Raw genomic sequence first — 23,081 nt, forward strand, 5'->3', positions numbered from 1 at the left:
GTAGCGCCGCGCGGAATTTCAAGACGTTAGCGCGAACCGGACGCGGGTTGAAACCGGCGCGATTGGCCCTAAATCGCAAGGACCTATCCGCAAGGGAATGACCGATGAGCAAAGAGAGCGCCCGACTCAACCGCCAGTTCGACCGTATCGGCCGGGCCGTGCCGGCGACGTCCGGCTTCCTCGGCTGGATCCGCCAGCCCGGCTCGCGCTGGGTGCGTATTCCGCTCGGCATCATCATGATCCTGGGCGGCGTGTTCAGCTTCCTGCCGATCCTGGGCATCTGGATGCTGCCGCTCGGCCTGTTCCTGATCGCGCTCGACCTGCCCTTCCTGCAGGGCCCGCTCAACCGCCTCAGCTTCTGGGCGCAGCGCAAATGGGCCAACTGGCAGCGCAGCCGCAAGGCCAAGCGCTAACCCTCACTCCAGCGTTCCGCTGGCGATCGCTGCCTCAAGCAGGTCGACGGCGTGCGCCAGCTTTTCGTCAACGACGTGCAGGTAGCGCGTCCAGTCGTCGAGATGGCCGAGTTCCGCGTCACCGTCCGAGATCCCGCGCAACGCGATCAGCGGCACGCTGAAACGCTGGCAGGCGCGCAGCACCGCATAGGTTTCCATATCCACCATGTCGGCCGCGATCCGCCCATACGCCGCACCGGAGACCACGTTGCCTCCGGTCGACAGCGTCGCCTTCGCCACGCCCGGAATGAACGGGCCGAGCGGCATGATCGCCGGCTGGCCGAGCAGCGGCGTGATCCCGGCCTCGAACCCGAGCGCCGAGGCATCCATGTCGCGATAGCCGACCGAGATCGCCTGATACACACCGGTCTGCTCGAGCCGGTTCGAGCCGGCCGAGCCCAGCGACACGACGAGGGCCGGCAGCTTGCCCGCCGCCTCTAGCTTGGCCAGCGCATGCGTCACCACCACGGCGGCCTCCACCGGTCCCACCCCGGTCATCAGCGGGTTGATGCGCGCCTTGAGGTGGGGGCCGTACTCGTTGTCGAGGGCCATCACATAGAGGATGTCGGCGGTTCCGGGCTTGCGGGCGGCGAAGGGCATACTGCTTCCTGCGGCTTTCACGGCGGGTCGCCGAGGCGTAAACTCGCACGGGGGGCGATAGCAAGGGAGGAAGACCATGCTGATGGTCGAACATCGTGCCTATCCCACGCTGCCAGTAGCCGACATCGCGCGGGCCAAGGCCTGGTACCACGACAAGCTCGGCCTCGATCCGGCCGAGGAACACCCGACCGGGACGATCTACCGGCTCGCCGCCGGCACCGGCTTCCAGCTCTACGAGTCGCAATATGCCGGTTCGGCGCAGAATACCGCCATGGCGTTCGTGTCTGACGACGTACCGAGCGACATGCGCATGCTGCGCGACCGCGGCGTGAAATTCGAGGACTACGACTTCCCTGGACTCAGGACCGAGAACGGCATGGCGACCATGGGGCCGTATCACGGCGCCTGGTTCAAGGATTCGGAGGGCAACATCCTCGCCATCGGGGACGAGCCGAGCTGAACCCGCGACCGCCGCATTGACAACCGCGCGCGGCGGGCAACACCCTGCCGCGCCATGACAATTGCTTCGACCCTGCCTGCCGACCTGAAACCGCGCCTCGCCGCCGAGATCGACGCGCGGCGCGACGAGCTGATCGCGCTGACGCAGGACCTGATCCGCATCCCCACCGTCAACCCACCAGGCGAGGGCTATCTCGATATCTGCGAATATCTCGCGCGCCGCCTGAAGAAACACGGCTATGCCGTTGAACTGATACGCGCCGAGGGCAAACCCGGCGACAGCGACCGCCACCCGCGCTGGAACGTCGTCGCCCGCCGCGAGGGCAGATCACCCGGCGAGACGGTGCATTTCAACTCCCATCACGACGTGGTCGAAGTCGGCCGCGGCTGGACCGTCGATCCCTTCGGCGGCGAGCTGCGCGATGGCCGCGTCTACGGGCGCGGTACCTGCGACATGAAGGGCGGCCTCGCCGCCTCGATCATCGCGGCCGAGGCCTTCGCCGACGTGGTGCCGGACTATGCCGGCGCCATTGAGATTTCCGGCACGGCGGACGAGGAAACCGGCGGCTTCGGAGGCGTCGCCTACCTCGCCGAGCGCGGCTACTTTTCGCCCGAACGGGTGCAGCACGTCATCATCCCCGAGCCGCTCAACAAGGACCGCATTTGCCTCGGCCACCGCGGCGTGTGGTGGGCCGAGATCGAGACCTTTGGGCGCATCGCGCATGGCTCGATGCCGTTCCTCGGCGACAGCGCCATCCGCCACATGGCCGCCGTGCTGCGCCAGTTCGAGGATGTGCTCTATCCGGCGCTGAGCGAGAAGCGCACGGCCATGCCGGTCGTGCCGCCTGGCGCGCGGCAATCGACCATGAACATCAACTCCATCCATGGCGGGCAGGACGAGCCCGAGGGTGGCTATACCGGCTTTCCGGCGCCGGTGGTGGCGCACTCGGCCCGCATCGTCATCGACCGGCGCTACCTGATCGAGGAGAGCCCGGCGGCGGTGCGCCAGGAAGTGATCGACCTGCTCGAGCGCCTCAAGGCCGAGCACCCCGGCTTTTCCTACGAGATCCGCGATTTGTGGACGATCCCGCCGACCATGACCGACCGCGAAGCGCCGGTGGTTCGCTCGGTGACCAAGGCCATCGGCGAGGTCATGGGCGTGTCGCCCGAATATGTCGTCTCGCCCGGCACCTACGACCAGAAGCACATCGACCGCATCGGCCGGCTCAAGAACTGCATCGCCTATGGGCCGGGCATCCTCGACCTCGCGCACCAGCCGGACGAATGGATCGGCGTCGACGACATGCTGGATTCGGCCAAGGTGATGGCGCTGACGTTGCTGGATCTGCTGGGGCCGCAGCCATGACCGATCCACAAACTCGGGGTCATTCCCGCGAAAGCGGAATCTCCGTTTTCGCGGCGCGCCACAGGCCCCGCAAACAGGGATTCCCGCTTTCGCGGGAATGACCCGGTGAATTGCAGCTTGTCCGGGGATGAGCGATCCAACGGAATCTTGTTTCCCGGTGGCCATGTGCGACACCAATTCCCCCTCACGCACCCGGTTCACGCCAGCCCAGAACCATCCTAAGCTCCGTCCAAGGCCGCGGGGGTAAGCGGCTCAATCAGAAGGGATAATCATGCGCAAATCACTGGTCGTGCTGGCCCTCGCCGGCGCATTGGCAATGACCACCGCGATGACTCCGGCTTTCGCGCAGGCGCGGACCGATGTGAAGATCGGACTCGTGCTCGAGCCGCCCAGCCTCGACCCGACCGCCGAGGCCGCAGCCGCCGTCGACGAGGTCGTCTACTCGAACGTGTTCGAGGGCCTCACCAAGTTCGCGTCGGACGGCTCGATCGTCCCCGGCCTCGCCAGGTCCTGGGACATTTCCGAGGACGGCCTGACCTACACCTTCCACCTCAATGACGGCGTGACCTTCCACGATGGCTCGGCCTTCGATGCCGAGGACGTGAAATTCTCCCTCGACCGCATCAATGCCGAAGGCTCGCTGAACGCGCAGAAGGCGCTCTATGCCTCGATCGCCTCGGTCGAGGTCGTCGACCCCGCGACGGTCAAGGTCACGCTCAGCCAGCCCGATGGCAACCTGATCTACAACCTCGCCTGGGGCGATGCGGTGATCGTCGCGCCCGAGAGCGCCGAGAACAACAAGACCAACCCGATCGGCACCGGCCCCTTCACCTTCACCAACCGCGTCGAGGGCGATAGCATCACGCTGGCGAAGAACCAGGCTTACTGGGGTACGCCGGCCAAGCTCGAAGGCGCGACCTTCCGCTTCATCGCCGACCCGACCGCAGCCTTTGCGGCGCTGCAGGCGGGCGACATCGACGCCTTCCCGAACTTCCCGGCGCCCGAGACGGTGAGCCAGTTCGAGAATGATTCGCGCTTCCGCGTGGTGATCGGCGCCACCGAAGGCGAAACCATCCTGTCGATGAACAACGACAAGCCGCCGCTCGACAACGTCAAGGTACGCGAGGCGATTGCCCATGCCATCGACCGGCAGGCGATCATCGATGGTGCCATGTTCGGCTTCGGTACGCCCATCGGCACCTTCCTGTCGCCGGCCAACCCGGACTATGTCGATCTGACCGCCCAGTCCAACTACGATCCGGAAAAGTCCAAGGCCCTGCTGGCCGAAGCGGGCGTCACCGACCTGACCCTGTCGCTCAAGCTGCCGCCGGTGGAAGGCTATGCGCGCCGCGGTGGCGAAATCATCGCCCAGCAGCTGGCGGCTGTCGGCATCAAGACCGAAGTCACCAATCTCGAATGGGCGCAGTGGCTGAGCGAGGTGTTCACCGACAAGAACTTCGATCTCACCATCATCTCGCACACCGAGCCGAACGACATCGATATCTTCAGCCGCGAGACCTACTACTTTGGCTACAACAATCCCGAGTTCAACCAGATCATCGCTGACCTGAAGGCGGCATCCGATCCGGCAAAGCGCTCCGAACTGCTCAAGGCCGCCCAGCAGAATCTCGCCGACAACTACGCGGCGGGCTTCCTGTTCGAGCTCGCCAAGATCGGCATCGAGAACGCCAAGCTCACCGGCCTGTGGGAGAACGCCCCAACCCAGGCGACCGACCTCACGGCGGTAGCGTGGACGGAATGAGTTGTGTGGGGCGGGGCCAGGCTCGCCCCGGTTCTTGGCATTGGTGCGCGCCCTGACTTCACTCCAAAAGGCCCCCTCACCCGGAAGGCTGCGCCTTCCGACCTCTCCCCCAGAGGGAGAGGTGGTGCTGTGGCGAGGTGATGCCCCGTTCTCACCTCTCCCTGGGGGGAGAGGTCGGCGCGCAGCGCCGGGTGAGGGGGCCTTTGCCGCCCAAGGGCACCACTGATGCCCTCCTACCTCCTCGGCCGCCTCATCTCCCTCATCCTCAGCCTCATCGCGGCCTCCATTGTCATTTTCCTCGTCCTCGAGGTCGTGCCCGGCGACCCGGCGCAATTCATGCTCGGGCTCAACGCCACCCCCGAGGCTGTCGCCACGCTGCGCCAGAATCTCGGCCTCGAAGGCCCGCTGCTCGAGCGCTATTTCACCTGGGTGTTCGGGCTGCTACGCGGCGATTTCGGCATCAGCTACACCTACAAGGTGCCGGTCAGCGGCCTGATCGCCGACCGCATCTGGATCTCGCTGCCGCTCGCGGCGCTGGCGCTGGCGCTATCGACTCTGATCGCCTTTCCGGTCGGCATCCTCGCGGCCGTAAGGCGCAACTCGCCCACCGATGTTGGCATCATGGGCGCGACGCAGGTCGGGCTGGCGCTGCCCAATTTCTGGTTCGCCATGCTGCTGGTGCTGATCTTCTCGGTCACGCTGCGCTGGTTCTCGGCCGGCGGCTTTCCCGGGTGGTCCGATCCCGTCGCGGCGCTCAAGGCGCTGACCCTGCCGGCCATCGCGCTGGCGCTGCCGCAGGCCTCGATCCTCGCGCGCGTCATGCGCTCGTCGCTGCTCGATACGCTGGGCGAGGATTATATCCGTTCGGCCCGCGCCAAGGGGCTGAGCCAGGGCCAGACCCTGTGGCGGCATGCGCTGCGCAATGCGCTGATCCCGGTGCTGACCATTATCGGGCTGCAATTCTCGTTCCTGCTCGCCGGTGCCATCATCATCGAGAACGTGTTCTTCCTGCCCGGCCTCGGCCGCCTCGTCTTCCAGGGCATCACCTCGCGCGACCTCATCGTGGTGAAATCCGTGGTGATGCTGCTGGTCTTCGCAGTCATCGTCGTCACTTTCCTTGTCGACGTGACCTACGCACTGGTCGATCCGCGCCTGCGGAGGACGGCGACATGAGCGCGCTCGCCGCCACCCCGCCGCGAGACAGCCTGCTGCGCGCCGCGCTGCGCTCGCCCAATTTTGTCATCGGAGCGACGATCACCGCCGTGTTCGTGCTCGCAGCGCTGCTGTCCTTCGTATGGACGCCCTACGAAGCGGCGCTGCAGAACATCCCCAACAAACTCAAGCCGCCCTCGCTGGAGCACTGGCTGGGCACCGACCACTTCGGCCGCGACATCCTCTCGATGATCATGGTCGGCGCCCGGACCTCCATCGCCGTCGCCTTTGTCGCGGTGAGCATCGCCATCGTCGTCGGCGTGCCGATCGGGCTGTGGGCCGCGGCCAAGCGCGGCACGCTGCTCGACGACGTGCTGATGCGTGCCAACGACCTGGTGTTCGCCTTTCCGGCGCTGCTGATCGCCATCCTGATCACGGCGGTGTTCGGTCCGGGGGCGATCAACGCCATTATCGCGGTGGGCATCTACAACATGCCGGTATTCGCGCGGCTGGCGCGGGCCGGGGCGCTCAGCCTGTGGAACCGCGAGTTCATCATGGCGGCACGGGTGGCGGGGAAGGGCGCCGCCCGCATCTCGTTCGAACATATCCTCCCCAACATCGGCAACACGCTGGTGGTGCAGGCCACCATCCAGTTCGCGCTCGGCATCCTCGCCGAAGCGGCGCTTGCCTATGTCGGGCTGGGCGTGCAGCCGCCGACACCGAGTTGGGGCAAGATGCTGGCCGACAGCCAGACCATGATCGCGCTCGCGCCACACGTGGCGCTCGTTCCCGGCGTCACCATCGTGCTGATGGTGCTGGGCGTGAACCTGCTCGGCGACGGCCTGCGCGACGTGTTCGACCCGCGCCTCAGGCGAGGTCGCTGATGGCGCTGCTCGAGATCAAGGACCTGTCGCTCGATATCGGGCCGTATTCGATCCTCAAGGACATCGACCTGACCGTCGATGCCGGCGAGATCGTCGGAGTGATCGGCGAGAGCGGCTCGGGCAAGTCGATCACCGCGCTGACGGTAATGCAGCTGCTGCCGCAGGGTGCAGTCACCAAGGGCTCGGTGAAGCTCGAGGGTCGCGAGGTGCTCGGCCTGCCGGATGCCGAAATGCGCAAGATCCGCGGCGGCACCGTGGGCATGGTGTTCCAGGAGCCGATGACGGCGCTGAATCCGGTCAAGACCATCGGCGAGCAGGTGGCCGAGACGGCCATGGTGCACGGCCGGATGGGCCGGGCCGAGGCCATGCGCATCGCCCGGCAGACGCTCGACCGCGTCGAGCTGCCGGCCGATCGTTTCCCGCTCGATCGCTACCCGCACGAGCTCAGCGGCGGCCAGCGTCAACGCGTGGTCATCGCCATGGCCATCGCCATGCGCCCAAAACTACTGATCGCCGACGAGCCGACCACTGCGCTCGATGTCACCACGCAGGCGCAGATCCTGAAACTGCTGCAGCGTCTGGTCGACGAGGACGGCATGGGGCTGATGTTCATCACCCACGACCTCGGCGTCGTCGCCGACATCGCCGACAAGGTCGCCATCATGCAGCGCGGCGTAGTGGTCGAGGCCGGCGAGACCGTGCCGCTGTTCCGCAAGCTCACGCATCCGTATTCGAAGGCCCTGTTCGAGGCCTCCTCGCACGTCCCGCCGCGCATCCCGCCGGCCGTAACCGGTGGCACGCCCGTGCTCACCGTCGACGACGTGGTGCGCGAGTACCCGCTGCCGCGCCGGCTGTTCGAGAAGCGGCGGGTGCTGCGCGCGGTTGATGGCGTGAGCCTGAAGATCGAGCGCGGCGAGAATGTCGGGCTGGTGGGCGAGAGCGGATGCGGCAAGTCGACCCTCGCTCGCGCCATCATGGCGCTGGAGCCGACCCAGGGCGGGCGCATCGCCATCGCGGGCGAGCCGATCGATCCGAAGCGCGGCGCCTCATTCGCGACTCGTCGGCATCTGCAGGTGGTGTTCCAGGACCCCTATGGCTCGTTCAATCCGCGCCATCGCGTCGACCGCCTGATCACCGAACCCTTCCACCTGTTGGGCAATGCAGCACCAACGGGGATCGCCTGGCAGAAGTTGGTGGACAAAGCCCTGGAAGAAGTCGGACTTTCCCCATCCGATGCCACGAAATACATCCACGAATTCTCGGGTGGCCAGCGCCAGCGCATCGCCATCGCCCGGGCCCTGATCATCGAACCCAGCCTCATCATCCTCGACGAGGCGGTGTCGGCCCTCGACGTCTCCGTCCGCGCCCAGGTGCTCGACCTTTTGACAGATCTCTCCGACCGACTGCAGCTCAGTTATCTCTTTATTTCCCACGACTTAGCGGTGGTCCGTTTGATCACCGACCGCGTCCTCGTGATGCGAGCCGGCAAGATCGTCGAGGAAGGCGAGACCGAAGCGGTGTTCAACAACCCGCAACACCCCTATACCCGCGACTTGATCGCCGCGACGCCCAACCTCGAGGCGTCCCTGGCTCGACGCGAGGCCGTAACACCATGACAAACCTCGATCTTTTCTTCGATCCTACGAAGTGCTTCATCGGCGGCCGCTGGCTTCCGCCTGCCGGCGGCGACTACCTGCCGATCGAGAACCCCTCGACCGGCGAGATCATCGGCCACATCCCCCGCGGCACCGCCGCCGACGTCGAAGCCGCTGTAATCGCTGCCAAATCCGCCCTCGCCGGCGAGTGGGGGCGCATGCCTGCAGCCGAGCGCGGCCGGCTCCTGAGCAAGATCGGCCGCGCGGTGCTGGAGCGGGTCGACGACCTCGCCCGCATCGAGGCGATGGATGTCGGCAAGCCGCTGAAGCAGGCCCGCGCCGACGCGGTGGCGCTGGCGCGCTACCTCGAGTTCTATGGCGGCGCCTGCGACAAAATCCACGGCGAAACAATACCTTACCTCGACGGCTACACCGTCTACACCCTGCGCGAGCCGCACGGCGTCACCGCCCACATCATCCCGTGGAACTACCCGATGCAGATCATCGGCCGCTCGGTGACCGGCGCCCTCGCGATGGGCAACGCCGCCGTCCTGAAGCCGGCCGAAGAAGCCTGCCTCACCGCCATCGCCTTCGCGAAAATCGCCGAGGAGGCCGGGCTTCCAGCCGGCGCGCTAAACGTGGTGCCGGGTCTCGGTGAGGAAGCGGGCGCGGCGCTGACGACGCATCCCGGCGTCAATCACATCTCGTTCACCGGCTCGGTTGGCGTGGGCAAGCTGATCCAGCACGCAGCCGCCGAGAACGTGGTGCCGGTGACGCTGGAGCTGGGCGGGAAGTCGCCGCAGGTGGTTTTCGAGGATGCCGACCTCGACCGCGCGCTACCGTTCCTGATCAATGCCGGGATCCAGAATGCCGGGCAGACCTGCTCGGCGAGCTCCCGCGTCCTCGTGCACCGCTCGATCCATGACGAAGTGCTGGCCAGAATGTCCAGCAGATACAAAGCTCTGCAGGTCGGGGCGGCGGTAGCCGATCTCGATCTCGGGCCGCTGGTATCGGAGCGGCAGAAGGAGATCGTGCATGGTTTTCTCGGCGATCTCGGCGGTGGCGAGGTAGCCGGGCAGGGCGTGATCGTCGGCGATGCCCCCGCGGGCGGCCACTATCAGGTTCCGACGCTGGTCGCGAATGTGCAGCCCGACAACCGACTGGCGCAGCACGAGATCTTCGGCCCGGTGCAGGTGGTGATCCCGTTCGAGGACGAAGCCGAAGCGGTGGCGATCGCCAATGGCACGGACTATGGCCTCGTCGCCGGCGTGTGGACGCGCGATGGCGGGCGGCAGATGCGGATGGCCAAAGCCATCAAAACCGGGCAGGTGTTCCTGAACAATTATGGTGCGGGCGGCGGTGTCGAGCTGCCGTTCGGCGGCGTCGGCAAGTCTGGACATGGCCGCGAAAAGGGGTTCGAGGCACTGTACGGCTTCTCGGTATTGAAGACAGTGGCCGCGTGGCACGGGTGATTTCATGAGACTGCAGGACAAGGTCGCCATCATTACCGGCGGCGCATCGGGGTTTGGCGCCGGCATCGTGCGCAAGTTCGCCGCCGAGGGCGCGCGCGTGCTGATCGCCGACATCAACCTCGAAGGCGCGGAAGCTTTGGCGCGCGAGCTCGGGCAGAAGGCCGGGCATGTCGATGTCAGCAAGGATGACAGCGTCAACCAGCTGGCAGCGGCGGCGCTGATGGCGTTCGGCAAGGTCGATATCCTCGTCAACAATGCCGGCGTGTCGCACATGCCGGCGGCGCTGGACGATATTTCCGAGGCGGATTTCGACCGGGTGTTCAACGTGAACATGAAGTCTGTCTACCTCACGGCCCGGCACCTCGTGCCGCACTTCAGGGCGCGCAAGGCCGGGATGATCCTCAATGTCGCGTCGACGGCGGCGGTGAGCCCGCGTCCGCGGCTGAGCTGGTACAATGCGTCGAAGGGCTGGATGGTGACCGCGACCAAGTCGATGGCGATCGAGCTCGCGCCATTCGGCGTGCGCGTTAACGCCATCAACCCGGTGGCCGGCGAGACGCCGCTGCTCAAGACCTTCATGGGCGAGGACACGCCCGAGATGCGAGCGAAGTTCCTTGCCACGATCCCGCTCGGCCGCTTCTCGACGCCCGAAGACATGGGCAACGCGGCCTGCTTCCTCTGCTCGGACGAAGCGGCAATGATCACCGGCGTGGCGCTCGAGGTCGATGGCGGGCGCGTAATCTAGGTTCCGGCGTGGACATGTGCCATGGGCGGATCAATCCAATTTCACGAGGGAGCCCGGATGCGAACCGGACCGCGCAACCTGATCACCGACGTAGAGGGGCTTCGCGTCGGCAATGCCGAAGACTTCAAGATCAAGACCGGCACCACCGTGCTGGTGGCGGACAAGCCCTTCCGCGCCTCGGTCGATGTGATGGGCGGCTCGCCCGGCTCGCGCGAGACGGAGCTGCTGGCCCCGGACAAGCTGGTCGAGGAAGTCGACGCGCTGGTGCTGTCGGGCGGTTCGGCCTTCGGGCTCGATGCGGCCTCGGGCGTGAGCGATGGGCTGCGGAAAATGGGCCGCGGCTTCAAGGTCGAGACGGCGACGGTGCCGATCGTGCCTGGGGCGATCATCTTCGATTTGCTCAACAAGGGCGACAAGGGCTGGGACGAGAACCCGTATCGGGCGCTGGGGCGCGAGGCGCTCACCAACGCAGCCGCTGACTTCGCGCTCGGGACGGCGGGAGCCGGCGTCGGAGCGCTGACCGCGAACCTCAAGGGGGGCCTGGGCTCGGCCTCCCTGGTGATCCCGGGCGGGTTTACGGTCGGGGCGCTGGTAGCGGCCAATCCGACCGGCAGCGTCACCATGGGCGACAGTCCACATTTCTGGGCGGCACCCTTCGAGGTGGACGGGGAGTTCGGTGGCCTCGGCCCGCTGGCGACACCAATGCTCTTTGCGCAGACCGCCCGCTCCAAGCGTGACTGGGTGGCGCCGATCGCCAACACCACCATTGCTATCGTCGCGACGGATGCGGATCTGTCGAAGGCACAGCTGAAGCGCTTCGCCGTTGCGGCGCAGGACGGAATCGCGCGTGGCGCGAGCCCGGCTCACACCCAGGTCGATGGCGACCTGATCTTTTCGGTGTCGACGGGAGCGCGACCGGTGGCGACACCCCTGCTCAACGTGCTCCAACTCGGGCATGCGGCGGCGGTGTGCCTCAGCCGGGCGATGGCGCGGGCCGTCTATCTCGCAACGCCCGCGCCGGGCGATCCGGTGCCAACTTGGCGAGAGAAGTGGAAGGCTTAGCCGTTCAAGCCGTGGTCAGGCGTTCGGTCTTGATGCGGTAGCAGAAGTCGCACTGGCCGTCGCCGTTCATGCAGGTCTTGGTGCGCTCGAGCTTGAGGCCGAGTTCATCGGCCATGGCGAAATCCGAGTTGCAGATCAGGAGTTCGCCGAGATCCCGAGCGCCGATCTGCTCCATGAACTCGGCATAGTCGCAATGACTGACCTGGTTACGCAGCAGTGTATCGGTCTGCTCGAGCGTCTCGAACTCGTAGCGGATGCCTTCGCCGAAGCCAGCGAACTCGCTGGCAAGCGTGGGGATGTCGAGCAGGGCGCCGCGCTGCGCAACGAGCTCGCGGTTGGCCTTGTCGAGAGCCGCCCGCACCAGCCGATGAGCCTCGGTCTTGCCGAGCGCCGCTTCCATGGCACGGATCAAGGGAATCTGAGCCTGGACCTGGGTGGTGATCCGTTCGAACGGCGTCATGCGGAGGCTCCTCGTTCCTGTGATGATGGCAGTATCCGCGCGATGGTGAAACCCCGCGCCGCACTGCCGCGTTGCGCACCATCATCCAAGGAGGACGCGCCATGAACACGCAGACCAAAGTCACCGCGATGATCCCGGCCCACAATGTCGAGCGGGCGGTGAAGTGGTACGAGGAGAAACTCGGCTACGCGCCGACCAGCCAGGACGAGTATGGCGCGAGCTACCAGTTCAACGGCGTCACCGCCTACCTTTACAAATCCGACTATGCCGGCACAGCGGAACACACACTGCTGAGCTTTGGCTCCACCGACCTCGTCGCCGACATGGAGGCGCTGCGCGGCAAGGGTGTCGAATTCATCGACTACGATCTGCCGGACCTCCGGACCGAGAATGGCATTGCCAGCTTCGGGCCGGTGAAGAACTCGTGGGCCAAGGATTCCGAGGGCAATATCCTGGGCTTCGTCGAAGGCATGTAGCCCTACCGGCAGCGGAAGACGTTGGTGGGCTTGGCGTCGCCGGCCGCAACGCGGATGCCTTCGCCCGGCGGGCCGAAGATCGGCGTCAGAGTGAGGCGCTGGCCGTCAATGGTGACGGTGAAGCTGCCATCCTTGTTGTCGGTAAGCTGCAGGTCGGAACTCTTGCCGCCGACCGCGTAGGTGGTCGCCGTGACCACCGTGGCGTTGCCGTTGCACGAGGCGGCGTCGGCTCCCCACGTGCCGAGCAATGGACGGGCGTTGAACGGGAAGTTCGCCGGAGCGACCGGACGCACGGCGGCAGGCTTGGTTGCCGCGGGCTTGGTGGCGGTGTCGTTCGATTGGCTGGGTGGGGCGCTGCTGTCGCAGGCAGCAAGCAGAGGCAGGGCGGCAAGTATGGCGAGGGAAGCGAGGCGCATCGGCGAATCCGGTGTCGTTGGTCTTGTCATGGCATGGCTGCGCTGGCATTGCGGCGTGATTGTGCACGGAGGGCCTCACGATTGGCGACGCCGCAAATCTTTGTGGATGCAGATGCTTGCCCGGTGAAGGACGAGGTCGTCCGTGTCGCCGGAAGACACGGTCTGGTCGTCACCTTCGTCGCCAATTTCGGGCTGAGGCCGTCGCGCGACCCCATGATCCGCAACGTGATGGTGCCGCAGGGCGCCGATGCCGCGGACGATTGGATCGTCGAGCACGCGGGGCCGGGCGATCTGGTGGTGACGTCGGACATTCCACTGGCGGGGCGGGCGCTCAAGCAGGGCGCGGTGGTGCTGGGGCCCACGGGCAAGCCCTTCACCGAGCAATCGATCGGTATGGCGTTGGCCATGCGCGAATTGAACCAGCACCTGCGCGAGACCGGCGAGAGCAAGGGCTACAATGCCGGGTTCACGGCCAGGGATCGATCGAACTTCCTGCAGGTTTTCGACGAAGCCGTGCAGCGCGCCAAGCGCGGGTGAGACGCAAGTTGCATAAACTATGGTCGCCATGCCCTTGAAATGGGCTGCAAACTGCGCTTCAAGACGTGCCGGTTTGTTCCCGCCCGAGTTTCTCTCCTTTGCGTCAGATACTAGATTTCCTCCACCGGCATGAGCCGCGCGGCGAAACTCTTTCGCACCTCAAGTCCGGCCTCGGCGCGGTGATCGCCATGACGCTGGTTGGCGCGCTGGCGGCGCTGACCGGGTTGCCGATGCTGCTCGCACCATTCGGCGCGACGGCGGTGCTGTTGTTCGGGCAGGCCGAGAGCCCGCTCGCCCAGCCGGCCAACGTGTTCGGCGGTTACCTGTTGGCGGCAGTGATCTCGGTGGCCATTCTCGCCGTCCTGCCGCAGGTGTGGTGGGTAGCGACGATCGCCGTCGGGCTGACCATTGCCGCGATGCTGGCGCTGCGCGTGACCCATCCGCCGGCCGGCGCCGTGCCGTTGGTGGCGTTCTCTACGCACATGCCGGCCGAGACGCTGTTCATCGTGGTGGTGTTCGGGGCCGTGTGCCTCGTGGCGGTGGCGCTGGTGCATCACCGCCTGCCGCCGCGCATCACCTATCCACGACGGCCGCCCAACCCGGTGCGCGACACGCCCTAAGCCGTGATGATGGCGCGCACGTCCGCTTCGACGCGGTCGAGCACCTTGTTGATGGCGGCGACGGCGGCATCGGCATCGTTGGCCACGATAGCATCCGCCAGTTCGCGGTGCGGCGGGAAAGAGTCGAGGCCGAAATCGTCGCGACCGAACGGAGACTCGCTCGAGCGCTCGAGTGCGTCGTCCAGGCGATGCAGGATCTGGCCGAACATGGGATTGCCGGACGCCTCGTAGATGGCGCCGTGGAAGGCATGGTCGGCCTCGTGCCAGTTGCGGCGCGCATCGACCTCGGCGATCAGGACGTCGCACAGGCGCGAGATTTCGGCGCGCTGTCCCGGCGTGGCATTGAGCGTCGCCTTGCGCACCACGTCTTTTTCCAGCGAGCGACGAACTTCGATCAGGCGCAGCAGCGCCTCGCCTTCGAGCCGGATCATCGTGGGGACGAGGCCCCTGGAGGTGGTTACTCGCGCGGCGAGGTAAGTCCCGTCACCTCGCCGCCGCTTTATGATGCCGAGGCCTTCCCACCGGTTTAGGGCCTCGCGGATGGTCGAGCGACCGACCCCCAGTGTGGCGGCCAGCGAGATTTCGGGGGGCAGGCGATCTCCGGTCTTGAGACCGGCGCGTTCGATCATCTCGGCCAGAGCGTCGAGCACCGCAACACCGCGCGTCCGCTGCTCGAGCGGTTCGAGGTAGCTCAGTGCGCCGTCCTTGCTCACGGTGTATCTCCGGCCGTTCAGACGGCTTTAATGATACGTTCAGAAATCCGCAACACGTGTGTCAGCCATGCTGTCGCAAGGGCTGGGCGGCGAGCCCCAGTTCCTGCGTCAGCGCGTCGATCAGGATGTCCATCTGCGCCTTGGAATTGTACCCCTGCACCGACAGGCGGATGATGCAGTGGTCCTGCCACTTGAAGCTCGGGATCTCGATGCCGTAGCGGTCGAACAGCGTCTGGCCGAGCACCGGCATATCCGCCTCGGGCACGGGCATGGCGACCATCTGCGGGGCGCAGAATTCAGGGCTGCTCAGGGGCGCGAGACCGGTCAGTTCCTGCAGCCGCCGCGCGGTATCCTGCGCGACGATGTGACAGTCGGCGGCGACGCTGGCCCAGTCATGCTCGGCGCGAAACTCCAGCGCGGCCGGCACTGTCAGCCAGGCGGCGGGATCGCGCGTGCCCTGCATCTCGAGCTCATCGATGAACGGCGAGTTGCCGAAGGCGCCCTTGGCGTCGGGAAGCTTGGAATCCTTGGTCCAGCCGTGGCTGATGACCAGTGGATTGATCATCCCCTGCAACTCCGGCCGGACATACAGAAATGCCGAGCCCTTGGGCGTCATCAGCCACTTGTGGCAATTGCCGGCGTAGAAATCTACGCCCATGCCGTCGAGGTCGAGTACAATATGCCCCGGTGTGTGGGCGCCATCGATGACGGTCCAGATGCCGCGATTGCGCGCCTCTGCAATGGGGCGCTCGATCGGGAAAAGCAGGGCGGTGGGGGAAGTGATGTGGCTGAGAAAGAGGACGCGGGTGCGATCCGTCATGCCGGCAAGGATCGCCTCCGTAAAGGCCTCCTCGGAGACGAGCGGCATCGGCACTTTCACAGTGACGATCTTCGCACCGGTGCGACGGGCCACGTAGGTCCAGGTCTTTTCGAGCGCGGAGTATTCGTGGTCGGTGGTGAGGATCTCGTCGCCGGGCTTCAGGTCGAGCGAGTGGGCGACGATGTTGAGGCCCTCGGTGGCGTTGACGAGGCCGACGATGTTGTCAGGACCCGTGCCGAGAAACGCCGACAGCGCCTCGCGTGGTACGCGCATGCGATCGCTCAGACCCCGCCCGAGGAACTGCACAGGCTCGCGCTCGAGCTCGAGCTGCCAGGCCTGATAGCGCTCGAAGACGGGGCGCGGGCAGGCGCCGAAGGAGCCGTGATTGAGGAAGACGACATCGTCCCGGAGCAGGAAGTGTCGGGCGAGGTTGGAGGACAAGTCAGCGCCCCTTCAGGGTTGGATCGAGGGCATCGCGGAGGCCGTCGCCGAAGAGGGTCGTCGCGAGCACGGTGATGGCGAGCGCGGCCGTGGGAAACACGGCCATGTGCCAGTAAAAATACATAAAATTCATGCCGACATTGATCATCTGGCCCCAGCTTGGGGTCGGCGGCGGCACGCCGATACCGAGGAAGCTGAGCGAGGCCTCGAGCATCATGGCGAGCGGGATGGCGAGCACGAAGCCGACGATGATCGGGGAGATCGCGTTCGGGATCAGGTGCCGGCGGATGATGTACCAGGGCGAGGCGCCGAGCGCCTGCGCGGCGCGGATGAACTCCTTCTCGCGCAGGGCTTTCACCTGGGCCCGGACCAGCAGGCACACGTTCACCCAGCCGAACAGCGCCGAGATGACGATGATGGTGAGGAAGCCGCCGCCGGTGATGGCCCCGAGCAGCAATGCGGCGAGCAGCGACGGCACTACCGAGAACAGCTCGATGATGCGCATGATCACCCAGTCGGTGCGCCCGCCGAAGTAACCGGCCAACGCACCGAGCGGGATGCCGATCAGCACACTGAAGGCGGCCGCGGCAAAGCCGATGGTGAGCGAAACGCGGGCGCCGTAGACGATGCGGGTGAAGAAGTCGCGGCCGAGATCGTCGACGCCGAACCAGAACTCGGCCGACGGCATGGCCAGCGCTTGTTGCAGGAAGGCTTGCTGGTCGGGCGCAGTCTTGGTGAAGAGCGGCGCGAAGATGGCCGCCAGCATCAGGATGACAAGGACGATGCCACCTGCCACTGCCGCCTTGTTGGCGAGAAAGCGGCGCCAGGCGAACCAGGCGGGGCTGCGCTGCTTGCGGGTGGCGGGGACGGCGAGTGCTGTGCTGGTCTGGACCTCGGAGCTCATCGCGGCTGGTCCCCGAAGCGGATACGAGGGTTCAGCCAGGCATAGCAGATGTCGCTGATCAGGTAGGCGAAACAGAACATAAGCGTGACCATGAGAACGAGCGCCATTTCAAGTGGATAGTCCCGGTTCTCAATGGAGGACACGAAGTACGAGCCAAGGCCGGGGACCCGGAACATCGCCTCGACGAAGATCGAGCCCGTGGCAGTGCCGATGAACATCGGCAGGAACACCGCGACCATCGGGATGGCCGAGTTGCGCAGCACGTGCTGGAAAATGACGCGGTTCTCGCTCAGGCCCTTGGCGCGCAGGGCGGTGACGAAGGGCCGGTTGAGGTTGTCCAGCATCGCCGAGCGCGTATAGCGCGCGTAGGTCGCGACGGGGATGGCGGCGTAGGCGATGATGGGCAGGATCCAGCGCTCGGGCTTGCCCCAGCCGCTGGCCGGCAGCCAGTTGAGCCAGACGGCAAAGACGAGGATCAGCAGCATCGAGATGACGAAGACGGGTATGGTGAGCCCGAGCGTAGCCAGCGCCGAGGCGAAATAGTCGATCCAGGTGTTGCGGTTGAGCGCGGCGGCCATCCCCAGCAGGATGCCCAGTGGCGCCCCGACCAGCACGCCGAGGCCGCCAAGAATGAGGCTCGGCGGCCAGGCATCGGCGAGGAGGCTGATCACCGTCTCGCCCGGTGCCTGGTAGGGGAAGCCGAAGTCGAAGGTCAGCACGCCCTTCATGTAGTTCACGTACTGGACCCAGAGCGGCTGATCGAGGCCGAGCTTGGCCATCAGCGTGTCGCGCACGGCCTTGGAAACCGGCATTTCATTGCCGTCGAACGGGCCGCCGGGCACGGCGTGCATCATCAGGAAGACGATGACCGACACCACGAAGAAGGTGAAGGCGATCGAGAGGAGGCGGCGGACGATGTAGAGGACCATGCGCGCGGGCTCCCTAGTGCGTCACGATCGCCTCGACCAGGTGGCCGGGCGCGATGGGGACGAGTTGCGGGGTATCGCCGGGGACCGCCGCGCCGACAAGGCTGGCGGCGGCAAGGCGGGGGGTCGCGGCGTCGATCTCGGCGCCCTTGAGGAAGGTGCGCTGGCGGCGGTCGCGCGGGTTGGTGGCCGGGATCGCGTCGAGTAGCGCACGTGTATAGGGGTGCCGGGGATTTTCGAAGAGCAAGGCGGTGGGCGCCTGTTCGACGATACGGCCGCGATACATGACGACGACGCTATCGGTGAGCGAGCGGACGACCGAGAGGTCGTGGCTGATGAACAGCATGGAGAGGCCCATCTCGCGCTGCAGCTCCTTGAGCAGCCCGATGATCTGGGCTTTCACGGAGACATCGAGCGCCGAGGTCGGCTCGTCGGCCACGAGGATCGAGGGGCCGAGGATTAGAGAGCGGGCGATGGCGACGCGCTGACGCTGGCCGCCAGACAACTCGTGCGGATAGCGGCTGCCGAAGCTGCGGTCGAGGCCGACCTTTTCGAGCCAGTCGAGCGCCATTTCGGTGCGCTGGCGCGGCTGGTGCAGGCCGTGGATATCGAGCGGCTCGGCGATGATCTCGGTGAGGGTCAGCATCGGGTCCAGCGCCGAGTAGCTGTCCTGAAATACGACCTGCATGCGCTTACGGAACGATTTCAGTGCCTCGCTGTCGAGGCCGCTGATATCGGTGCCGTCGACGAGGATGCTGCCCTGGGTCGGCTCGGTGAGGCGCATCGCCATCATGCCGGTGGTGCTCTTGCCCGAACCGGACTCGCCGACCAGCCCGACGATCTTGTTGCGCGGCAGCACGAGGTTCACGGCGCGGACGGCGTGATGATCGACATAGCTGGAAAAGATCCGACCCTGGCGCCGGAGCTTGTAGATCTTGCCCAGGTCGCGCAGTTCCAGGGCAGGGGCCACCTGCTCGTCGCGGTCCGGGGTCTTGGCGATGCCTGCGGTGAGGCTGGCGAGCAGCTGCTGGGTGTAGCTGTGCTTGGGCGCGTCGAAGATCTGCTGGACCGGGCCTTCCTCCATGACGCGGCCGCCATACATGACGACGACGCGATCAACGGTTTCGGCGATGACGCCGAGATCGTGAGTGATCATGATCAGTGCCATGCCGAACTCGGCTTGGAGCTGCTTGATCAGCTGCAGGATCTGAGCCTGGATGGTGACGTCGAGCGCGGTGGTTGGCTCGTCGGCGATCAGCAGCTTAGGGCGGCAGGAGAGCGCCATGGCGATCATGGCGCGCTGCAGCATGCCGCCGGAGAGCTGGTGCGGATAGTGGCCGAGCACGTCGGCCGCGTTGGCGATCTCGACGCGCTTGAGCAGGCTTTCGGCCTCAGCCAGCGCCTCGCGCTTGGAAACACGCCGGTGCGTGCGAATGGTTTCGACGATCTGGTGGCCGATGGTGAAGACCGGATCGAAGGCGGTCATCGGGTCCTGGAAGATCATCGCGGCGGACCTGCCGCGTAGCGACGACATGGTGCGTTTGTCGGCCGCGAGCACATCGACGTCGTCGAGGACCATGCCGTCGGCGGTGATCCGAGCCGTGGGGGCGAGCAGGCGCATCAGCGCCATGCAGGTGACCGACTTGCCTGAGCCGGACTCGCCGACGATGCCGAGGCTTTCGCCTTCCTCGACATGCAGGCTGACGTCGCGGATGGCTTCGACAGTGCCGCCGTGCTGGGCGAAACTGACCTTCAGGCCCTTGATATCGACGAGTTTCATAGGCTGTTCCGGGCAGGAAAAGCGCTCCCCGGACGAGCCGGGGAGCATGAGTTCGCTACCGCGCGACGCTGATGTGCGAGTAGAGGAAGTTGCCGATGCGATCGAGCGGGGTGAAGCCCTTGCTGTTCGGCGTGACGCCAGGGCCGGTGATATCCTCGCTGACCACAGCCATAATGATCGGGTGCACCAGCGGCACGATCATGCCCTGGTCGATCATCACCTGCTCGGCCTGCTCGTAGAGCTTCACACGGTCTTCCCACACCGGCGCCTTGTCGGCTTCGGCGACGAGCTTGTCGTACTCGGCGACGTGGTAGCTGTGACGGCCACCATTGTAGAAGATGCCGTAGAAGTTGGACGGGTCGAGATAGTCGTACTCGTAGGGCGCGATGTAGATGTTGTTCTTGCGGGCGAGCATGCCCTCCATCCAGTCCTTGCCCGGCATGACCTTGATGTTCATGGTAACGCCAAGGATGTCCTTGAACTGGGCCTGCAGGTACTGGGCCATCGGCGGCAGGATGGCGCCGTTATAGCCGCCTTCCTCGCGGAACCAGACCTCGATGGTGGGGAAGCCCTCGCCATTCGGATAGCCGGCCTTGGCCATGAATTCCTTGGCCTTTTCCGGATCGAATACGGCCTGTTTGGCGATGTTCTCGCTGTAGCCGGGATAGCCCGGTGCGAGGATCGAACCGGCCGGAATGGCGATATCCTTGAGCACCGTCTTGGTCAGCTCGTCGCGGTTGACGGCATAGTAGAAGGCGCGGCGGACATCGACATTGTCGAACGGCGCGGCTTCGAGGTCGAACGAGATATACGAGGTCGCGAACACCGTGTTGGTACGGATCGCGTCGGGCATGCGCTGCTGCATGGCCGGAATCTGGCCTGCATTCAGGTAGGTGAAGGCGAGATCGCCGGCGAGAAAGGCGGGCATGCCGACTTCAGGCAGGCCGACCGAGGGGTCCATGGTGAGCTCGTCGACCGTTGCGGCCCAGGGGCCGGTGTAGGTTTCGTTCTTCACGAGGACGACCGAATTGTTCGACTTCTCCCAGGATTTGAGCTTGAACGGGCCCGAGGAGATGACGTTCTCGACATTGGTCGACCAGTCGTCGCCGAACTTATCGAACTGGTGCTTGGGCACCGGATACCAGAGCGACACCACGCCCGGCAGGTAGGGCTTGGGCGCAACGGTGGTGACCTCGAGGGTCTTGTCGTCGACGGCCTTGATACCGAGCGTCGTGGCTTCGGCCTTGCCTTCGGTAACTTCCTTCCAGTTCTGGATGCCGCCGGCAAAGTCCCAGTACCAGGCGAAGTCGTAGCCGGAGGTGGCGGCGTGCTGGAGGGCGAAGACATAGTCCTCGGCGGTCAGCGGCTCGCCGTCGCTCCAGACGAGGCCATCGCGGAGCTTGAAGGTCCAGCTCAGGCCATCTTCCGACTGGGTCCAGCTCTCCGCCGCAAGCGGGGTCAGCTGATATTCATTGTCGAAGCTGGTGAGCGGGATCTGCAGCAGCTCGGAGCCCGAAGCACGCGCATAAACCGTCTTCATGTAGTCCATGTAGGTGCCGGTGGTGGACCCACCCGGCACCGTCAAGCTTGTCTGCGCGAGCACCGGTACGGCGGTCAGACCCGCAGCCAGCGCGACCGCGCCGACGATCTTCAGCAACGCGTTCATTGAGCTCCCTCCTTGATGCAGAGCCGTTGTCGTTACGTCCCCGATATCCGCTTTGCGGCCATGCATGATGGCGACCGGAAGGCGGATCGAATGCGCGACGATCAGGACGGAGATCTCCTCCCGAGCGTCGGATTCATGACAGCCAATCCCCTCAGAAGACCGCCATATGACATATGTCTGACAACTGGCGCCGGGCTTGGCAAGTCCCCCTCGCGAGAGCCGGTGGATATTCGTTGTGCTGTAGCCGCGTTTGCCAAAACAGTGAGCAGACTTGCGCAATTTGCGGTTAGCGAACAGGCTGGGTGCCGCGTTCACGGGCAGTCCGATTGTAAGATGCGGAGTGGTTTCCCCGCCGATGTCTGCGGGGGACATCGCGGTCGGTCGGCGTTAGGCTCGCCCGGTCGTAAGGGGAATCGGTCGCATGCAGGCTGACAGCATTGTCCTGGGGGCTGGTATCGTTGGCGTCAGCGTGGCGCTGCATCTGCAGATGCGGGGCAGGGCCACGGTACTGGTGGACCGGCGCGGAGCCGGCGAGGAGACCTCCTACGGCAACGCGGGGGTGATTCAGCGCGAAGGCGTGCTGCCCTATGCCTTTCCGCGGGCTCTCGGCGACATCCTGCGCTACGGCCTGAACAACCGTACCGACATGCACTACCATCTGGCGACGCTGCCGGTGATCGCCCCCTTCCTTGCGCGGTACTGGCGCAATTCTCAGCCCGAACGCTACAGCCGGATCGTGGGCTCGTATGCACCGCTGATCGCGGCATCGGTGGCTGAGCATGCGCCACTCATCGAGCAGGCGCGGGCCGGGCACCTGATCGAGAAGCGCGGCTGGTATCAGATCTATCGGGATCCGGCGAAACGAGACCAAGCCTACGCCAATGCCGATCGGGCACGTGGCGAATTCGGGGTCGAGCACGAAAAGCTCAGCGGCGATGAGATGTTGAGACGCGAGCCCGGCCTTGCGGCGCAACTCAGAGGTGCACTTCACTGGGTCGAGCCGTGGACAGTTCGCGACCCGGGCGGTCTCGTGGTGAAGTATCGCGAGTTGTTCGAGCGACTGGGGGGCAGGTTCACGCATGGCGATGCGCTGCAACTCGAGCAAGGTGGCGTGGGCTGGCGCCTACGGACCAGGGATGGGGTCGTCGAGGCCAAAGAGGCGGTGATTGCGCTCGGCCCGTGGGCCGGTGATCTCACGAAGCGGCTGGGGTACCGGCTGCCGCTCGGCGTGAAGCGCGGCTATCACATGCACTACCACCAGCCTGATGTGCAGCCGCTCGGAAACTGGATCAACGACGGCGATCATGGCTTCATGCTGACGCCCATGGAGCGAGGCATCCGGATGACGACCGGCGCGGAATTCGCCCTGCGCGATGCGCCTTCGACGCCGGTCCAGGTGGATCGCGACGAGCCGATTGCGCGCGCGCTGTTCCCGGGATTGGGAGCACGGGCCGACGCTCACCCCTGGCGTGGGGCGCGGCCGGCCACGCCCGACATGATGCCGATCATCGGTGCAGCGCCGCGGCACGAGCGCCTGTGGTTTGCGTTCGGGCACGCGCATCACGGGTTCACGCTGGGGCCGGCAACCGGCCGGCTGATTGCCGAGATGATAACCGGTGAGGCGCCATTCCTCGATCCGTCGGCATTCGCGCCGACACGGTTCCGTGGCGCCTGATCGGCCTGCGACAATCTGTACCGTACGCTTTGTCGTGAGGCACCTTGCCACCTATATTGGCTGAGCTATCTCTGGTGCGCGGTTACCGGGCCCCTCTG

At 65.6% G+C, this 23,081-nt stretch carries 23 protein-coding genes; 14 read left to right on the top strand and 9 right to left on the bottom strand.

The window, feature by feature from the left end:
• Positions 1–104 precede the first annotated feature (104 nt).
• A complete protein-coding gene (locus tag AC3A6I_RS08315; RefSeq protein WP_487543216.1) occupies positions 105–413 on the top strand; it encodes a hypothetical protein in 309 nt (102 codons plus the stop codon).
• Between the two features lie 3 nt (positions 414–416).
• On the opposite strand, the gene AC3A6I_RS08320 is transcribed toward AC3A6I_RS08315, so the two are convergent.
• On the bottom strand, positions 417–1,052 hold the full coding sequence (locus AC3A6I_RS08320) for a 5'-methylthioadenosine/S-adenosylhomocysteine nucleosidase (RefSeq protein ID WP_487543217.1): 636 nt from the start codon (positions 1,050–1,052) through the stop codon (positions 417–419).
• A 76-nt stretch (positions 1,053–1,128) separates the two neighbouring features.
• On the opposite strand from AC3A6I_RS08320, the gene AC3A6I_RS08325 reads away from it, so the two are divergent.
• The 9 genes from AC3A6I_RS08325 (at position 1,129) to AC3A6I_RS08365 (ending at position 11,549) form a co-directional block, all read left to right on the top strand.
• On the top strand, positions 1,129–1,512 hold the full coding sequence (locus AC3A6I_RS08325) for a VOC family protein (protein ID WP_487543218.1): 384 nt from the start codon (positions 1,129–1,131) through the stop codon (positions 1,510–1,512).
• A 54-nt stretch (positions 1,513–1,566) separates the two neighbouring features.
• Positions 1,567–2,877 (top strand): acetylornithine deacetylase/succinyl-diaminopimelate desuccinylase family protein, encoded by a 1,311-nt coding sequence (locus tag AC3A6I_RS08330; protein ID WP_487543219.1) that lies wholly within the window; start codon positions 1,567–1,569, stop codon positions 2,875–2,877.
• A gap of 271 nt (positions 2,878–3,148) precedes the next feature.
• The gene (locus tag AC3A6I_RS08335; RefSeq protein ID WP_487543220.1) at positions 3,149–4,639 is read left to right on the top strand and encodes an ABC transporter substrate-binding protein; all 1,491 of its coding nucleotides are present in this window, start codon (positions 3,149–3,151) and stop codon (positions 4,637–4,639) included.
• 225 nt (positions 4,640–4,864) lie between these two features.
• Positions 4,865–5,812: an ABC transporter permease gene (locus AC3A6I_RS08340; protein WP_487543221.1), complete on the top strand. Its 948-nt coding sequence runs from the start codon at positions 4,865–4,867 to the stop codon at positions 5,810–5,812.
• Positions 5,809–6,675: an ABC transporter permease gene (locus AC3A6I_RS08345; protein WP_487543222.1), complete on the top strand. Its 867-nt coding sequence runs from the start codon at positions 5,809–5,811 to the stop codon at positions 6,673–6,675. The genes AC3A6I_RS08340 and AC3A6I_RS08345 overlap by 4 nt, the downstream gene beginning before the upstream one ends.
• On the top strand, positions 6,675–8,291 hold the full coding sequence (locus tag AC3A6I_RS08350) for an ABC transporter ATP-binding protein (RefSeq protein ID WP_487543223.1): 1,617 nt from the start codon (positions 6,675–6,677) through the stop codon (positions 8,289–8,291). Before AC3A6I_RS08345 ends, AC3A6I_RS08350 begins: the two co-directional genes overlap by 1 nt.
• Positions 8,288–9,742 (top strand): aldehyde dehydrogenase family protein, encoded by a 1,455-nt coding sequence (locus AC3A6I_RS08355; RefSeq protein WP_487543224.1) that lies wholly within the window; start codon positions 8,288–8,290, stop codon positions 9,740–9,742. The genes AC3A6I_RS08350 and AC3A6I_RS08355 overlap by 4 nt, the downstream gene beginning before the upstream one ends.
• A 4-nt stretch (positions 9,743–9,746) precedes the next feature.
• Positions 9,747–10,487 carry an SDR family oxidoreductase gene (locus tag AC3A6I_RS08360; RefSeq protein ID WP_487543225.1) on the top strand — a complete coding sequence of 247 codons (741 nt, stop codon included), beginning with the start codon at positions 9,747–9,749 and terminating at the stop codon, positions 10,485–10,487.
• A gap of 57 nt (positions 10,488–10,544) precedes the next feature.
• Positions 10,545–11,549 carry a P1 family peptidase gene (locus AC3A6I_RS08365; RefSeq protein WP_487543226.1) on the top strand — a complete coding sequence of 335 codons (1,005 nt, stop codon included), beginning with the start codon at positions 10,545–10,547 and terminating at the stop codon, positions 11,547–11,549.
• A gap of 4 nt (positions 11,550–11,553) precedes the next feature.
• Here the strand turns inward: AC3A6I_RS08365 and AC3A6I_RS08370 are convergent, their stop codons facing one another.
• Entirely contained in the window at positions 11,554–12,009 is a 456-nt protein-coding gene (locus tag AC3A6I_RS08370; RefSeq protein WP_487543227.1) for an L-2-amino-thiazoline-4-carboxylic acid hydrolase, read from the bottom strand.
• A gap of 101 nt (positions 12,010–12,110) precedes the next feature.
• Between AC3A6I_RS08370 and AC3A6I_RS08375 the strand changes: the two genes are divergently transcribed.
• Positions 12,111–12,485, top strand: a complete 375-nt coding sequence (locus AC3A6I_RS08375; protein ID WP_487543228.1) for a VOC family protein — start codon at positions 12,111–12,113, stop codon at positions 12,483–12,485.
• Positions 12,486–12,487: 2 nt separating this feature from the next.
• On the opposite strand, the gene AC3A6I_RS08380 is transcribed toward AC3A6I_RS08375, so the two are convergent.
• A complete protein-coding gene (locus AC3A6I_RS08380; RefSeq protein WP_487543229.1) occupies positions 12,488–12,901 on the bottom strand; it encodes a hypothetical protein in 414 nt (137 codons plus the stop codon).
• A gap of 81 nt (positions 12,902–12,982) precedes the next feature.
• Between AC3A6I_RS08380 and AC3A6I_RS08385 the strand changes: the two genes are divergently transcribed.
• Together AC3A6I_RS08385 and AC3A6I_RS08390 are read left to right on the top strand one after the other, a co-directional pair.
• Entirely contained in the window at positions 12,983–13,438 is a 456-nt protein-coding gene (locus AC3A6I_RS08385) for a YaiI/YqxD family protein (RefSeq protein WP_487543230.1), read from the top strand.
• A gap of 98 nt (positions 13,439–13,536) precedes the next feature.
• Positions 13,537–14,058 (top strand): HPP family protein, encoded by a 522-nt coding sequence (locus AC3A6I_RS08390; RefSeq protein ID WP_487543231.1) that lies wholly within the window; start codon positions 13,537–13,539, stop codon positions 14,056–14,058.
• On the opposite strand, the gene AC3A6I_RS08395 is transcribed toward AC3A6I_RS08390, so the two are convergent.
• The 6 genes from AC3A6I_RS08395 to AC3A6I_RS08420 form a co-directional block, all read right to left on the bottom strand.
• Entirely contained in the window at positions 14,055–14,771 is a 717-nt protein-coding gene (locus AC3A6I_RS08395; RefSeq protein ID WP_487543232.1) for a FadR/GntR family transcriptional regulator, read from the bottom strand. The genes AC3A6I_RS08390 and AC3A6I_RS08395 overlap by 4 nt on opposite strands.
• Positions 14,772–14,832: 61 nt before the next feature.
• Positions 14,833–16,032, bottom strand: coding sequence for an aminotransferase class V-fold PLP-dependent enzyme (locus tag AC3A6I_RS08400; RefSeq protein ID WP_487543233.1), 1,200 nt, complete (start codon positions 16,030–16,032; stop codon positions 14,833–14,835).
• Between the two features lies 1 nt (position 16,033).
• Complete coding sequence (locus tag AC3A6I_RS08405) at positions 16,034–16,936, bottom strand: ABC transporter permease (protein ID WP_487543234.1); 903 nt, start codon at positions 16,934–16,936, stop codon at positions 16,034–16,036.
• On the bottom strand, positions 16,933–17,865 hold the full coding sequence (locus AC3A6I_RS08410; RefSeq protein ID WP_487543235.1) for an ABC transporter permease: 933 nt from the start codon (positions 17,863–17,865) through the stop codon (positions 16,933–16,935). The genes AC3A6I_RS08405 and AC3A6I_RS08410 overlap by 4 nt, the downstream gene beginning before the upstream one ends.
• A 13-nt stretch (positions 17,866–17,878) precedes the next feature.
• Positions 17,879–19,642: an ABC transporter ATP-binding protein gene (locus AC3A6I_RS08415; protein ID WP_487543236.1), complete on the bottom strand. Its 1,764-nt coding sequence runs from the start codon at positions 19,640–19,642 to the stop codon at positions 17,879–17,881.
• 55 nt (positions 19,643–19,697) lie between these two features.
• A complete protein-coding gene (locus AC3A6I_RS08420) occupies positions 19,698–21,308 on the bottom strand; it encodes a peptide ABC transporter substrate-binding protein (protein WP_487543237.1) in 1,611 nt (536 codons plus the stop codon).
• 421 nt (positions 21,309–21,729) lie between these two features.
• Between AC3A6I_RS08420 and AC3A6I_RS08425 the strand changes: the two genes are divergently transcribed.
• Positions 21,730–22,983 (top strand): NAD(P)/FAD-dependent oxidoreductase, encoded by a 1,254-nt coding sequence (locus AC3A6I_RS08425; RefSeq protein ID WP_487543238.1) that lies wholly within the window; start codon positions 21,730–21,732, stop codon positions 22,981–22,983.
• Positions 22,984–23,081: the final 98 nt, after the last annotated feature.

The sequence above is a fragment of the Devosia sp. Soil_C_22 genome (assembly GCF_057657195.1).